This is a genomic window from Streptomyces sp. NPDC002309 (assembly GCF_053593375.1).
Window position 1 is genome coordinate 86,637 of sequence record NZ_JBSFCI010000016.1, and the last position, 13,941, is coordinate 100,577.

General features: G+C 71.5%; 15 protein-coding genes and 1 pseudogene. 5 read left to right on the plus strand and 11 right to left on the minus strand.

Features of this window, described 5'->3' with window-relative positions; translation table 11 throughout:
• Positions 1 to 50 precede the first annotated feature (50 nt).
• The gene (locus ACWCPM_RS15710; protein WP_450976716.1) at positions 51 to 1,355 is read right to left on the minus strand and encodes a DUF6986 family protein; all 1,305 of its coding nucleotides are present in this window, start codon (positions 1,353 to 1,355) and stop codon (positions 51 to 53) included.
• A gap of 193 nt (positions 1,356 to 1,548) precedes the next feature.
• Here ACWCPM_RS15710 and ACWCPM_RS15715 point away from each other — a divergent pair, with 193 nt between their 5' ends.
• Positions 1,549 to 2,478: an endonuclease/exonuclease/phosphatase family protein gene (locus ACWCPM_RS15715; protein ID WP_450976717.1), complete on the plus strand. Its 930-nt coding sequence runs from the start codon at positions 1,549 to 1,551 to the stop codon at positions 2,476 to 2,478.
• A gap of 56 nt (positions 2,479 to 2,534) precedes the next feature.
• Here the strand turns inward: ACWCPM_RS15715 and ACWCPM_RS15720 are convergent, their stop codons facing one another.
• The 5 genes from ACWCPM_RS15720 to ACWCPM_RS15740 all read right to left on the minus strand — a co-directional run bounded on the left by ACWCPM_RS15720 (position 2,535) and on the right by ACWCPM_RS15740 (position 5,621).
• A complete protein-coding gene (locus tag ACWCPM_RS15720) occupies positions 2,535 to 3,497 on the minus strand; it encodes an electron transfer flavoprotein subunit alpha/FixB family protein (protein ID WP_450976718.1) in 963 nt (320 codons plus the stop codon).
• A gap of 61 nt (positions 3,498 to 3,558) precedes the next feature.
• Complete coding sequence (locus ACWCPM_RS15725; RefSeq protein WP_450976719.1) at positions 3,559 to 4,344, minus strand: electron transfer flavoprotein subunit beta/FixA family protein; 786 nt, start codon at positions 4,342 to 4,344, stop codon at positions 3,559 to 3,561.
• A 215-nt stretch (positions 4,345 to 4,559) separates the two neighbouring features.
• Entirely contained in the window at positions 4,560 to 5,078 is a 519-nt protein-coding gene (locus ACWCPM_RS15730) for a flavin reductase family protein (protein WP_450976720.1), read from the minus strand.
• 44 nt (positions 5,079 to 5,122) lie between these two features.
• Positions 5,123 to 5,203 (minus strand): putative leader peptide, encoded by an 81-nt coding sequence (locus tag ACWCPM_RS15735; RefSeq protein ID WP_450976783.1) that lies wholly within the window; start codon positions 5,201 to 5,203, stop codon positions 5,123 to 5,125.
• A 64-nt stretch (positions 5,204 to 5,267) separates the two neighbouring features.
• Positions 5,268 to 5,621 carry a TlpA family protein disulfide reductase gene (locus tag ACWCPM_RS15740; protein ID WP_450976721.1) on the minus strand — a complete coding sequence of 118 codons (354 nt, stop codon included), beginning with the start codon at positions 5,619 to 5,621 and terminating at the stop codon, positions 5,268 to 5,270.
• 112 nt (positions 5,622 to 5,733) lie between these two features.
• Between ACWCPM_RS15740 and ACWCPM_RS15745 the strand changes: the two are divergent.
• Positions 5,734 to 6,187: pseudogene (locus ACWCPM_RS15745) on the plus strand (DUF4395 domain-containing protein).
• Positions 6,188 to 6,374: 187 nt separating this feature from the next.
• Positions 6,375 to 7,103, plus strand: a complete 729-nt coding sequence (locus ACWCPM_RS15750; protein WP_450976722.1) for a lysophospholipid acyltransferase family protein — start codon at positions 6,375 to 6,377, stop codon at positions 7,101 to 7,103.
• Positions 7,104 to 7,516: 413 nt separating this feature from the next.
• Here ACWCPM_RS15750 and ACWCPM_RS15755 read toward each other — a convergent pair whose 3' ends face one another.
• The 4 genes from ACWCPM_RS15755 to ACWCPM_RS15770 form a co-directional block, all read right to left on the minus strand.
• Positions 7,517 to 8,587 carry a threonine aldolase family protein gene (locus ACWCPM_RS15755; RefSeq protein ID WP_450976723.1) on the minus strand — a complete coding sequence of 357 codons (1,071 nt, stop codon included), beginning with the start codon at positions 8,585 to 8,587 and terminating at the stop codon, positions 7,517 to 7,519.
• Positions 8,584 to 9,330, minus strand: coding sequence for an SDR family NAD(P)-dependent oxidoreductase (locus ACWCPM_RS15760; RefSeq protein WP_450976724.1), 747 nt, complete (start codon positions 9,328 to 9,330; stop codon positions 8,584 to 8,586). Before ACWCPM_RS15760 ends, ACWCPM_RS15755 begins: the two co-directional genes overlap by 4 nt.
• 38 nt (positions 9,331 to 9,368) lie before the next feature.
• A complete protein-coding gene (locus ACWCPM_RS15765) occupies positions 9,369 to 10,766 on the minus strand; it encodes a DUF6421 family protein (protein ID WP_450976725.1) in 1,398 nt (465 codons plus the stop codon).
• Between the two features lie 391 nt (positions 10,767 to 11,157).
• Positions 11,158 to 11,697, minus strand: coding sequence for a GNAT family N-acetyltransferase (locus ACWCPM_RS15770; RefSeq protein ID WP_450976726.1), 540 nt, complete (start codon positions 11,695 to 11,697; stop codon positions 11,158 to 11,160).
• Between the two features lie 73 nt (positions 11,698 to 11,770).
• Here ACWCPM_RS15770 and ACWCPM_RS15775 point away from each other — a divergent pair, with 73 nt between their 5' ends.
• Positions 11,771 to 12,163 (plus strand): VOC family protein, encoded by a 393-nt coding sequence (locus ACWCPM_RS15775; RefSeq protein ID WP_450976727.1) that lies wholly within the window; start codon positions 11,771 to 11,773, stop codon positions 12,161 to 12,163.
• A 266-nt stretch (positions 12,164 to 12,429) separates the two neighbouring features.
• Positions 12,430 to 13,194 carry a VOC family protein gene (locus ACWCPM_RS15780; protein WP_450976728.1) on the plus strand — a complete coding sequence of 255 codons (765 nt, stop codon included), beginning with the start codon at positions 12,430 to 12,432 and terminating at the stop codon, positions 13,192 to 13,194.
• Positions 13,195 to 13,263: 69 nt separating this feature from the next.
• Here the strand turns inward: ACWCPM_RS15780 and ACWCPM_RS15785 are convergent, their stop codons facing one another.
• Complete coding sequence (locus tag ACWCPM_RS15785) at positions 13,264 to 13,935, minus strand: MarR family winged helix-turn-helix transcriptional regulator (RefSeq protein ID WP_450976729.1); 672 nt, start codon at positions 13,933 to 13,935, stop codon at positions 13,264 to 13,266.
• Positions 13,936 to 13,941 lie beyond the last annotated feature (6 nt).

Here is a 13,941-nt window from a genome sequence, read left to right on the forward strand (position 1 = left end):
GGCCGTCGCCCCGGTTGCCGGACGCGCGTCGTCCGCAGCGGACCCGTCGGCTACCCGGCGGACGCCGTCAGGTCGCCCCGCCGGGGCGCCGCGAAGCCCTCCAGGTCGGCCCGGGTCAGTCCGGTCAGCCGCGCCACCTCGCCGATGTCGAGGGCGCCGCAGTCCAGGCCGCGCAGCAGATAGCCGCTGAGCGCCTTGGCGGTGGCGGGCTCGTCCATGACGTCGCCGCCGGTCCGGCCGGCGTAGCGGGCGAGGCGGGCGGCGGCCTGCTCGAAACCCTCGCGGTAGAAGGCGAAGACGGCCGCGTACCGGGTCGGGACATGGCCCGGGTGCATGTCCCAGCCCTGGTAGTAGGCGCGGGCGAGGGCACGGCGGGTGAGACCGTAGTGCAGGCGCCAGGCGTCGTGGACCTTCGCGGTGGGGCCGACGGGCAGGACGTTGGTGGAGCCGTCCGAGACGCGTACGCCGGTGCCCGCCGCGGCGACCTGCATGACCGCCTTGGCGTGGTCGGCGGCGGGGTGGTCGCCGGCCTGGTGGGCGGCGGAGACGCCGAGGCAGGCGCTGTAGTCGAAGGTGCCGTAGTGCAGGCCGGTGGCGCGGCCCTCGGCGGCCTGGATCATCCGGGCGACGGTGGCGGTGCCGTCGGCGGCAAGGATGGCCTGGCTGGTCTCGATCTGGATCTCGAAGCCGAGCCGTCCGGCCTCCAGGGCGTGCGCCTCCTCGAAGGCGTCCAGCAGCCGGACCATGGCGGTGACCTGCTCGGGACAGGTCACCTTGGGCAGGGTGAGCACGAGCCCGTCGGGCAGGCCGCCGACGCGCATCAGGCCGGTCAGGAAGATGTCGAGGGTGCGGATGCCACGGTCCCGTACCGGCGCCTCCATGCACTTCATGCGGATGCCCATGTACGGCGAGGCGGTCCCGTTCTCGTACGCCTGCGCGATCAGCCGGGCCGCGCGGGCGGCCGACTCGTCCTCCACCGCATCGGGGTGGGAACCGTAGCCGTCCTCGAAGTCGACGCGGAGGTCTTCGACGGGTTCGCGTTCCAGCTTGGCGCGCACACGCGCGTACACGGGCTCCGCGAGGTCCTCGCGGAGCCCGAGGACGGCGGCGAAGGAGGCGGCGTCCGGCGCGTGTTCGTCGAGGGCGGCGAGTGCCCGGTCACCCCAGGACCGGACGGTGTCGGCGGCGAACGCGTCACCGGGTACGTAGACGGTGTGGACGGGCTGACGGGTCCCCGGGTCCCCGGGGTAGCGGCGCTCCAGTTCGGCGTCGACGGGGGCGAGGAAGGCACTGATCTCCTCGCTCACCCTGCCCGCGAGGCTCGTCGCGACCTGCTCCTCCTGGCCCTGACCCATCCCACAGCCTCCCGTATTCCGCTCTACGGAATCAACAATCCGTTGAGCGAAGTTATCCGCGGACCTCTGCCCGGTCAACACCACTTCCCTCTCGGGCCACCCGGACCTATCGGCATGTTCACGCTCATCTCATGAAGCGGTAGAACACTTCGGTACGCCCTGTCACCCGGCCGCACCGACCGAAGGAGCCCCTGTGCCCCACCGGAGCCGAGTCACCCGCCGTCTGGGCCTGAAGAGCGCGCTGGCCGCGGCGATCGCCCTGCCCCTCTCCAGTACAGCACTGTCGTTGTCGGCCGCCTCGGCGGAGGAACGCGGCACCGAGCGGCCGGTGAGGCGCGTCGACCGCCGGCTGAGGACCATGTCCTTCAATCTCCGCTTCGCGAGCACCACCGAACCCCACAGCTGGACCACGCGCAGACCGGTGATGCGCGAGTTGCTGCGCCGCGAGCGCCCGCATCTGATCGGCACCCAGGAGGGCCTGTACCGGCAGGTGCTGGACATCGAGTCCGACCTCGGCCCGCACCACGACTGGATCGGCACCGGCCGCGCGGGCGGCAGTCGCGACGAGTTCATGGCGGTCTTCTACGACACCCGCCGCCTCACGCCGGTGGAGTACGACCACTTCTGGCTGTCCGACACCCCCGACGTGATCGGTTCGAACACCTGGGGCGGCGGCTCCATCCGCATGGTGACCTGGGTCCGCTTCCGCGATCTGCGGGACGGCGGCCGGGAGTTCTACTTCCTCGACACCCACCTCGACAACCGCAGCCAGGACGCACGCGCGCGTGCCGCCGCACTGATCGCGCAGCGCGTCGCCGCGCTGGACCGCTCGCTGCCGCTGCTGGTGACCGGCGACTTCAACGTCGCCGCGCACCGCGACCCGGTCTACGACACCATGCTGGGCGCCGGCCTCACCGACACCTGGGAGACGGCCGCCGAGCGCGGCGACCTGTACGCGACCTTCCACGGCTACCGGCCGCTGACGCCGGACGGCGACCGGATCGACTGGATTCTGGCCACGCCGGGCGTGATCGTGCACCGGGCCGACATCAACACCTTCGCGCTGGACGGCCAGTTCCCCAGTGACCATCTGCCCGTGCAGGCCACGCTGACCCTGGGATGAGCCGAGGCCCCCGTGACCGTCGCCGGTCACGGGGGCCTCGTACGGCCTGCGGACGATCAGCCCTTGCGGGACTTGATCTCCTCGGTGAGCTGCGGGACGACGTCGAACAGGTCGCCGACGACGCCGTAGTCGACCAGCTCGAAGATCGGTGCCTCGGCGTCCTTGTTGACGGCCACGATGGTCTTCGAGGTCTGCATGCCCGCGCGGTGCTGGATCGCGCCGGAGATGCCGGAGGCCACGTACAGCTGCGGCGAGACCGACTTGCCGGTCTGACCGACCTGGTTGGTGTGCGGGTACCAGCCCGCGTCCACCGCGGCACGCGAGGCACCGACGGCCGCGCCGAGCGAGTCCGCGAGCGCCTCGATGAGCGCGAAGTTCTCCGCGCCACCGACACCACGGCCGCCGGAGACGACGATCGCGGCCTCGGTCAGCTCCGGACGGCCCGTCGACTCGCGCGGCGTGCGCGAGGTCACCTTGGTGCCGGTGGCCTGGTCGGAGAAGGAAACGGCCAGCGCCTCGACCGCGCCGGCGGCCGGGGCGGCCTCGACGGCGGCGCTGTTCGGCTTGACCGTGATGACCGGGGTGCCCTTGGAGACACGGGACTTGGTGGAGAAGGACGCGGCGAACACCGACTGGGTGGCCACCGGGCCCTCGTCACCGGCCTCCAGGTCGATGGCGTCGGTGATGATGCCGGACCCGATGCGCAGCGCCAGACGGGCGGCGATCTCCTTGCCCTCCGCGGAGGACGGGACCAGCACGGCGGCCGGGGAGACGGCCTCGTACGCGGCCTGCAGCGCGTCGACCTTCGGGACGACCAGGTAGTCGGCGTACTCGGCGCCCTCGTGGGTGAGGACCTTCACCGCGCCATGCTCGGCGAGCGCGGCAGCGGTGTCGGCGGCACCGTTGCCGAGGGCGACGGCGACGGGCTCGCCGATGCGGCGGGCCAGCGTCAGCAGCTCCAGGGTGGGCTTGCGGACGGCACCGTCCACGTGGTCGACGTAGACGAGAACTTCAGCCATGGGACTTCTTCTCTCCTGCTTGCGAAGTATGAGGGGCGGTCAGCGATGCCGAGCTCAGGGCTCAGATGAACTTCTGGCTCGCGAGGAACTCGGCGAGCTGCTTGCCGCCCTCGCCCTCGTCCTTGACGATCGTGCCCGCGGTACGGGCCGGACGCTCGGTCACGACCGCGACCGCGGTGTACGCGCCCTCCAGGCCGACCTCCTCGGCCTCGATGTCGAGGTCGGACAGGTCCCAGGACTGAACCGGCTTCTTCTTCGCGGCCATGATGCCCTTGAAGGACGGGTAGCGCGCCTCGCCCGACTGGTCGGTCACGGACACGACCGCCGGCAGCCGCGCCTCCAGCTGCTCCGAGGCGGCGTCGCCGTCACGGCGGCCCTTGACCGTGCCGTCCTCGACGGAGACCTCGGACAGCAGCGTCACCTGCGGGACGCCCAGGCGCTCGGCGAGCAGCGCGGGCACGACGCCCATGGTGCCGTCGGTGGAGGCCATGCCGGAGATGACCAGGTCGTAGCCCGCCTTCTCGACCGCCTTCGCCAGCACCAGCGAGGTGCCGATGGCGTCCGTGCCGTGGAGGTCGTCGTCCTCGACGTGGATCGCCTTGTCGGCGCCCATCGACAGCGCCTTGCGCAGCGCGTCCTTGGCGTCCTCCGGACCCACCGTCAGCACCGTCACCTCGGCGTCGTCGGCGTCCTCCGCGATCTGCAGCGCCTGCTCGACCGCGTACTCGTCCAGTTCGGAGAGCAGACCGTCCACGTCGTCACGGTCGACGGTCAGGTCATCGGCGAAGTGCCGGTCGCCAGTGGCGTCGGGCACGTACTTCACAGTGACAACGATCCTCAAGCTCACGCCGGCTCTCCTACTGCAATCGGTCAATTTCTGGCTGCCTTCTTGCAGGCAGCATAGGCGCCCCTGACGGCGGATCCCGGTCGGGGCGACTCGCGCTCCGAACGAGATATTACTCGCCAGTACAACCAGTCCATGCCCGCTAAGCAAGCGCTTTGAACTGTGACCTTCGCAACGCAGCGTAACCGGAACTGGACGGTCCCGCAGAAGGCTCCGGCTCAGTCGCGCAACGCGGTGAAGCGTCCCTGGTGGTAGAGGAGTGGCCGGCCCTCGCCCGCCGGATCGCCGCCCACCACCTCCGCGAGCACGAGACGGTGGTCGCCCGCGGGCACACGCGCGTGCACCCGGCACACCATCCACGCCAAGACCCCGTCGAGCACGGGAACGCCCTCGGGGCCCTCGCGCCAGCCCGTGGGCGCCGCGAAGCGGTCGGCGCCGCTGCGGGCGAAGGTGGCCGCCAGCTCCCGCTGATGCTCACCGAGTATGTGCACGCCGACATGGCCGGCGACCGACAGCGCCGGCCAGCTGGACGATCCGGTGCCCGTCCCGAAGGACACCAGCGGGGGTTCTGCGGAGACCGATGTCAGGGACGTGGCGGTGAATCCGACCGGGCCGGCGGCACCCCGCGCGGTGATCACCGCCACGCCGGCCGCGTGGCGCCGGAAGACGGCACGCAGCAGTCCGGGAGCGGCGGATCGCACAGGGGCGGGCGTGGCGTGGCCGGGGGTGGCCGTCATGGAGGTGACCTTCTGCGGGCGGCGACGAGCGGATCCTGTGCTGTTCAGCGTCCCGGACAGCGCGCGCTCGCCGTGCGCACGAGGTCGACGTGGACCCGGCCGAAGAGAAGGACGTCCGAAGGCATGGGGTCAAGCTGACGACGGACGGTGCGCACAGTCTAGTTCGACCCGTGGTCCGGGTCCTGGGCATCACTCCGAGGTCGCGGCCCCGACCGCCTCACCCAGCGCGGCGATCACATCGGCCTTGCGCGGCAGGCCCGCGGCCCGGCGCACGATCCACCCGTCCGCGTCCAGCACGAGCACGGTCGGGGTTCTCACGATGCCGAGCGCGCGGACGAGCTGCAGCCGGGCCTCGGCGTCGATCTCGACGTGGGCGACGCCGGGAACCAGGGCGGCCACGTCGCCGAGGACGCGCCGGGTCGCGCGACAGGGCGCGCAGAAGGCGCTGGAGAACTGCACCAGCGTGGCGCGCTCACCGAGTCCGGCGCCCAGCTCGGCCGCGCCGACCCGCCTGTGACCGCGCTCGTCGTACTCCTCATGCACGCGCGCACACCACCCGGTCCGTCAAAACTCCCGCCATGCCGAGCACAAGCGTTCACGAGACCGCAAAGATTCCCGCCTCCCGCGGTCCTTGTCGCTGCGGCTTCCCGAGTTCATGGACATCGACGTGAGGGGGCCGCGCTTCGCCGCGGCGGTGACGACCGTCGTCCTGGCGGTCGTCCTGATCACCGGGAACGCCTGGCTGCCGGCAGCGCAGACCCTGGTGTTCGCGCTCGGCGCGGCAGGCGGTGTAGGCCGTTCGCCGTACGGCTGGGCGTTCCACCGGTTCGTGCCGTCGCCGTACGACTGGGCGTTCCACCGGTTGGTACGGCCGCGGGTGGGGTCGGCCGCCGGGCGGCAGGAGCCCGGACCGCCGCGGTTCGCGCAAGGCGGTGGGGCTGCTGCCGGCCGGGATCGGCCTGGTCGGCTACACCCTCGGGCCGCTCTGGCTGGGCCTGTTGGCGACCGGGACGGTGCTCGTCGCCGCCTTCGTGCACACGACGTCGGGCTGCTGCGTGGCGTGCGAGATGTACCTGCTCGCGCAGCAGGTCACCGTACGAGTGGAGTAAAGCCGCCGTAAAAGCACGAGGTGGATCTGTACGCCGACGTGACGAGGATCTCGCGTCCTCAGGGCACGGGGGCTGGCTACCCGGCCGTTCTTGGGGGACGATCTGCGAGATGCCGTAAACCTACGGCTACGTAACTTTCTGGCGGGGAGTACCTCCCCAGGCAGAGCAGGAAGGGTCCACCCCGCCCATGGCAGAACTCGTCTACCGCCCCGTCGTCGGTCTCGCACAGACCCTGTTCAAGGCCTGGGACCTGAAGATCGACTGCCAGGGGTCGGAGAACATCCCGCGCTCGGGCGGCGCTGTGCTGGTGAGCAATCACATCAGCTACCTGGACTTCGTGTTCAACGGCCTGGCCGCGCTCCCGCAGAAGCGCCTGGTGCGTTTCATGGCGAAGGAGTCCGTGTTCAGGCACCGGATCTCCGGTCCGCTGATGCGCGGCATGCGGCACATCCCCGTGGACCGCAAGCAGGGCGAGGCGGCCTACCAGCACGCGCTGGACTCGCTGCGTTCCGGTGAGATCGTCGGGGTCTTCCCGGAGGCCACCATCTCGCAGTCGTTCACGCTGAAGAGCTTCAAGTCGGGTGCGGCGCGCATGGCGCAGGAGGCGGGCGTCCCCCTCATCCCGATGGCGGTCTGGGGCACCCAGCGGTTGTGGACCAAGGGCCATCCGCGCAACTTCAAGCGCAGCCACCTCCCGGTCACGATGCGGGTGGGCGAGGCCGTCGAGGCCCCCAGCGACCAGTACGCGGGAGCGATCACGCGCCGCTTGCGCGAGACGGTGCAGGAGCTGCTGGACGCCGCGCAGCGTGCCTACCCGGGCCGTCCCCGCGGCACGGACGACCACTGGTGGCTCCCCGCCCACCTCGGCGGCACGGCCCCGACCCCGGAGCAGATCCGCGAGGCCGAGAACCGCTGAGTGCCGGCGGGCCGGCGGCTCGGCCCGCCGGCCCTGGGACGCGCACCGACGTGCGGGCGCCGGGAGGAACTCGACCAGCAGCCCGGCGAGTTCGGCCGCCGCCCGGCCTCGACGACCGGCGTCGGGGTGCTCCACCTGCTCCTCGGCGCCGACGGCCGCCGGGCCCTCCGCGCCATCGGCGTGGATCGGACAGGGCGGCGGCGTCGCGGATGTCGATGCGGGGCGGACCGGCGTCCGTGAGTGCTCTCCCTGCCGACGCCTCCGCCGGGTCGCGGGTGCGTCAGGGCTTCGGGCCGCGCAGTTCCCCGCCGACGCATGCCACGTCAGCGGCCGGAACTCCGGCTCGGAAGGCCGTTCGGACGGCCGTCCGGATCTCCCGCCGAGCGGATGACCCCACGCCGCTGCCGGACGTCCTACCGCGCCATCTCCTCCTTGAGCGCGGCGACGAACGCGTCCACGTCGTCCTCCGTCGTGTCGAAGGCGCACATCCAGCGCACGTCACCGGCGGCCTCGTCCCAGAAGTAGAAGCGGAACCGCTTCTGGAGGCGCTCACTCGCGTCGTGCGGCAGTCGCGCGAAGACCGCGTTGGCCTGCACCGGGTAGAGCACCTCCACCCCGTGCACCGCGCGGACGCCCTCGGCGAGGCGCTGGGCCATCTCGTTGGAGTGGCGGGCGTTGCGCAGCCACAGGTCCCTGGCCAGAAGGGCCTCCAACTGGACCGACACGAAGCGCATCTTGGAGGCGAGCTGCATCGACAGCTTACGCAGGTGCTTCATGTGGCTGACGGCGTCCTGGTTGATCACCACGACCGACTCCCCGAACAGGGCACCGTTCTTGGTGCCGCCCAGGGAGAGGATGTCGACGCCGGCCGCGTTGGTGAACGCCCGCATGGGGACGTCCAGGAAGGCGGCGGCGTTGGCGATGCGGGAGCCGTCCAGGTGGACCTTCATGCCGTGCGCGTGGGCGTGTTCGCAGATCGCGCGGATCTCGCCCGGCGTGTAGACCGTGCCGAGTTCGGTGGCCTGGGTTATGGACACGACCTGCGGCATCGCACGGTGCTCGTCCTCCCACCCCCAGGCCTGCCGGTCGATCAGCTCAGGGGTGAGCTTGCCGTCCGGGGTGGGCACGGTGAGCAGCTTCAGACCGCCCATCCGCTCGGGGGCCCCGCCCTCGTCCACGTTGATGTGCGCGCTCTCCGCGCAGATCACCGCGCCCCAGCGGTCGGTGACCGCCTGGAGTGCCACGACGTTGGCACCCGTGCCGTTGAAGACCGGGAACGCCTCCGCGGTGGCGCCGAAGTGGCTGCGCACGACACGCTGGAGGTTCTCGGTGTAGGCGTCCCCGCCGTACGCCACCTCGTGCCCGCCGTTGGCCACGGCCAGGGCGGCGAGCACCTCCGGGTGGACGCCGGCGTAGTTGTCACTGGCGAAACCGCGGACCTGCGGGTCGTGATGGCGACGCGCGTCGGTCTTCGGAGGGTTCACGGCTTCTCGGTCAGCCACAGACGTTGTCCGTTCACTTCGGCGGCGGGCTTGTCCCAGACGCCGACGATGGCCTGTGCCAGATCGTCGACGTCGGTGAAGCCCGCGAACTTCGCGTTGGGGCGGTCGGCGCGCATGGCCTCGTGCACCAGTGCCTTCACCACCAGGATCGCAGCCGCCGCGTTCGGGCCCTGCTCGCCCCCGGCCTTGCTGAAGAAGTCCGCCATGGCCAGCGTCCACGCCTCGGCGGCGGCCTTGGCCGCGGCGTACGCGGCGTTGCCCGCGGTGGGCTTGCTGGCACCGGCCGCACTGATCAGCAGGTATCGGCCGCGGTCGCTGCGCTGCAGGCCCTCGTGGAAGGCGAGGGAGGTGTGCTGCACGGTGCGGATGAGCAGCAGCTCCAGCAGGTCCCAGTCGTCGAGCCGGGTCTTGGTGAAGGTCTCGCTGCCGCGCCAGCCGCCGACGAGGTGGACCAGGCCGTCGACGCGCCCGAAGTCCTTCTCGATGCGGTCGGCCCAGTCCTGTGCCGCCTGCCGGTCGAGCAGGTCGACCGTGTCGCCGACGACGGTGGCGCCGCCGTGCGCGTAGCTGGCCGCGTCCACGGCCTCGGCGAGCCGCTCGGGATCGTTGTCGGAGGCGACGACGATCGCGCCCGCGTCGGCCAGCCTCTGCAGCGTCGCCCGGCCGGCGGGTCCGCCCGCTCCGGCCACCGCGATCACCGCACCGCTGAGAGCACCGTTCCCCATGATCCTCGCCTCCTGAGCAGCGTTCTTGGTGCGGACGCTCACGCGGCGACCCGCTCGGCGGGGTCCGCGGTGATGCCCTTGGTCGAGGCAATCACGTTCTTGAGCTTCTTGGACAGCGCCTCATAGAACATGCTCAGCGGAAACTCGTCCGGAAGCACGTCATCGACGAGTCTGCGCGGCGGCTGGGTCAGGTCCAGGGCGTCCGGGCCCTTGGCCCACTTGGAGCCCGGGTGCGGGGCGAGGTAGGTGGAGACCAGCTCGTAGCCGGCGAACCAGTGCACGAGCTTGGGGCGGTCGATGCCGTCCCGGTAGAGGGCCTCGATCTCGGCGCACAGCTCGTTGGTGACCTGGGGAGCGCGCTCCCAGTCGATGGACAGCTTGTTGTCGGTCCAGCGGACGACGTCGTGCTTGTGCAGGTAGGCGAAGAGCAGCTGACCGCCGAGGCCGTCGTAGTTGCGGACCCGCTCGCCGGTCACCGGGAAGCGGAACATACGGTCGAAGAGCACCGCGTACTGCACGTCACGGGCCTGCGGGACGCCCTCCCCGGCCAGCTTCACGGCCTCCTTGAAGGCGGTGAGGTCGCAGCGCAGCTCCTCCAGGCCGTACATCCAGAACGGCTGGCGCTGCTTGATCATGAACGGGTCGAACGGCAGGTCGCCGCGGCTGTGGGTGCGGTCGTGGACCATGTCCCAGAGCACGAACGCCTCCTCGCAGCGCTTCTGGTCGTGGACCATGGCGGCGATGTCGTCGGGCAGCTCGAGACCGAGCAGGCCGACGGCGGCATCGGTGACCCGGCGGAAGCGTGCGGCTTCGCGGTCGCAGAAGATGCCGCCCCAGGAGAAGCGCTCCGGGGCCTCGCGCACGGCGATGGTCTCGGGGAAGAGCACGGCCGAGTTGGTGTCGTACCCGGCCGTGAAGTCCTCGAAGGTGATGCCGCAGAAGAGCGGGTTGTCGTAACGGGTGCGCTCCAGCTCGGCCAGCCACTGGGGCCAGACCATGCGCAGCACGACCGCTTCGAGGTTGCGGTCGGGGTTGCCGTTCTGCGTGTACATGGGGAAGAGGACCAGGTGCTGGAGGCCGTCCCGGCGGTTCGCGGCGGGCTGGAAGGCGAGCAGCGAGTCCAGGAAGTCGGGCACCCGGAAGCCCTCGTCGGCCCAGCGGCGCACGTCCTTCACGAGGGCCGCGTGGTAGGCGGCGTCGTACGGAAGAAGCGGGGCGAGCTCCTCGACGGCGGCCACGACACGTCGTGCGGCGAGCTCGGCCTCGGCCGGGGAAGGGGCACTCTCGGCCTCGAAGTCGATCGATCCGTCCTTCGACTGCCATGGCCGAATCTGCTCCACGGCATCCTTGAGCACGGGCCAGGCAGGGTGCTCCACCACCCTGGCCACGGGAGGAACCCGCTCCTCCGAACCCACCTGCACAAGAATTTCCGTCATGTCCCATCCTCCACGGGAGAACCTCGCGTAAGGAAACCGTATACGTAGCGAGTTTCACCCAGCAAGGGGAGGCTCGGGAAAATGTTCTGCTTCACCCCCGCCGTCACCGCATTTTTTCCTGTCTGACATGGCTCGGACGAAGACACATGGCCCCGATCCCCCTCTGCCCGGAACGGTTCAGGCGACACCGTCCGGTGGGGACGCAATGCCGTCACCCCGCCCCGGCCGTCACCGAGGCAGGGCGGACCGAGCCGCGCACCCTGGAGGCGGTCCGGACGGGCCGTGGCCGAATCCTTGCGGTGGTCGGCCCCTACGGACAGGGGCGAGGCGTCGTCGTGGAGGGCGTGGGCCGTGGACGTCGTGGGGAGCGTGGCCGGTTCACGGCCGGGAGCTACATCAGCTCCTTGACGAGCAGCTCGAACCGCAGGTCGTCGCGCTGCGGGATGCCGTAGCGCTCGTCGCCGTACGGGAACGGGGTCGTCCGGCCCGTACGGCGGTAGCCGCGCCGCTCGTACCAGGCGATGAGGTCTTCGCGCACGGAGATCACGGTCATGTGCATCTCCCTGGCGCCCCATGCCTCGCGGACCTGCCGCTCCGCCTCCGCGATGATCACCTTGCCCAGGCCGGCGCCCTGGAGTACGGGGCTGACGGCGAACATGCCGAAGTAGGCATGGGCGTCCCGGCGTTCGAGCTGGCAGCAGGCGACGACGGCGCCGTCCCGCTGCACGGTCAGCAGCCTGCTGTCCGGCGCCTTGATCACGGTCAGCACGCCCTGCGGATCGGTCCGCTGCCCCTGGAGGATGTCCGCCTCGGTGGTCCATCCGACCCGGCTGGAGTCGCCCCGGTAGGCGGACTCGATCAGTGCGACCAGCGTTTCCACGTCGGCGTCGGTGGCATCGCGGAAGGTCAGTCCGTGGGCGGCGCTCTCCATGGGGTGTCTCTCCGAATTCTCCGGCGCGGCTCGGGCACCGACGAGCGTAATGCTGCCACTAGGCTCCGGGTGCATGGTGCATGTACTGAGCGGACGGATCCTGCTGCGGCCCACCGACCCCGAGCGGTCCCGCGCCTTCTACGGCGAGCGGCTGGGTCTCGCCGTCTATCGCGAATTCGGCACCGGGCCGGACCGCGGGACCGTCTACTTCCTCGGCGGTGGCCACCTGGAACTCTCCGGCCGCTCCGAGACCCCGCCGTCCCCGGCCGTCAGGCTCTGGCTCCAGGTCGAGGACGTCTCCGCCGCGCACGACGAACTGCGGGCCAAGAACGTGGAGATCGTCCGGCCGCCGGTCCGTGAGCCGTGGGGGCTGGTCGAGATGTGGATCGCCGATCCGGACGGCGTGCCGATCGTGCTGGTGGAGGTTCCGGACGACCACCCGATCCGGTACCGGCCGGGCATCTGACATTCCCTCACGCCCGGCCGGGCCCGATGGGACCGCCCGGCGCGTCCGTCGCCGGCGTCCCCGCGCGGGCGCGGGCCGGTCGTACGAGAACCATGGCCAACGCATCGGTCCAGCGGCGTCCCCGCGCGGGCGCGGGCCGGTCGCGGACGGCCGCACCGGAGGCCAGCGCCCCTTCGGCGTCCCCGCGCGGGCCGGTCGCCGGATGGCCGCGGCCGGTGGCCGGGACTAGCGTGCTGCTGGAGGCTCGCGCTGCGGAAGGACGTCCGATGAAGCTCCACAAGCCGGTGGTCGGCGGCCCCTGCTGGGTCGAGCTGGGCACGAGCGACATGGCGGAGGCCGTGCGGTTCTACGCCGAGCTGTTCGGCTGGCGGTCCGAGACGGACCCGCGCCAGGAGGCGGGCGGCTACACCGTCGCCCACCTGGGAGACACGCCGGTGGCCGCGCTGACGCCGCTGTACCAGCAGGAGCAGCCCGTCGCGTGGTCGGTGTCGTTCGCCGTCCGGGACGCCGACGAGACCGCGCGGCAGGTGACGGCGGCCGGCGGGACGGTGCTGATGAGCCCGATGGACGTGTTCGACATGGGCCGCTTCGCGGTGGCCGCCGACGCGTCCGGCGCCGTCTTCACGCTGTGGCAGCCCCGGGCGTTCGAGGGCGCCGGAGTGTTCAACGCACCCGGCGCGCTGGGCTGGGTGGAGCTGCTCACCCGGGAACCGGCGGGCGCACGCGACTTCTACACGACCGTCTTCGGGTGGACCGTGAACGCCTCCGAGCACTACACCCAGTGGGGCCTCGCGGGACAGGACTTCGGCGGCATGATGACCATGGACGACAAGTTCCCGCAGGAGGTGCCGCCGCACTGGCTGCCGTACTTCGCGGTGGCCGACGTCGACGCCGCCGCCGCGACGGCCGCGGAAGCGGGCGGCACGGCCCTGATGGAGCCGACCTCCGTACCGGACGGCCCCCGGATCGCCGTGCTGCGCGACCCGCAGGGCGCGGTCTTCGGTGTCCACCGCATGACCGACGCCGACTGATCCGACAGCCGGGGCCGTCCCACGTGCGCCCGCGCCCACACCGCGGAATCCGCACACCCGGCGCGGGCCTCAGCCTCCCGTCGCACCCGGACGGCCCTCCAACTGTCCGAGCAACTCCCCCAGCAGCGTGGCGAGTTCACCCTGCCGTGGCCCGTCCAGCCCCGACAGCACGGCGCCCTCGCAGGCAAGCTGCTCGGGCAGCACGGCGTCGACGAGATCGCGTCCGGCGTCGGTGAGGCGGACATGGGCGACGCGGCGGTCGCGGTCGTCACCCCGGCGCTGGACCAGGGCACGTCCGGTGAGCCGCTTGAGGCGCTTGGTCACGGCGGCGCCGGAGGAGAACGTCTCCCGGGCCAGTTCGCTCGGGGTCAGCTCGTCTCCGGTGCGACGCAACGCGGCCAGCAGGTCGAACTCCGGCCGGCTGAGCCCCGCCCGCCGCAGCGGGGCGTACTCGGCCTGCTGCAGCAGGGCGGCACAGCGGTTGACCCGGCCGATGATCTCCATGGGACCGGTGTCGAGACCGGGGTGCACGGTGTGCCACTGGTGGACGACTCCGGCGACGGTGTCACGTCGGCCGGGGCCACCGGGTGCCTGACCGCAGGCACCGGCCCCCACCGTGGCGCCGCCGGAGGAATCGGAGCTGCCGGCACCGCCCGGACCGCCGGTCGGTTCGGTGCCGTCCCGCGGCCTCCGCCCGCTCTCGTCCGCTCCGGCGGCCCCCGGCCCGTTCGTCCCCGTCATGGCCGT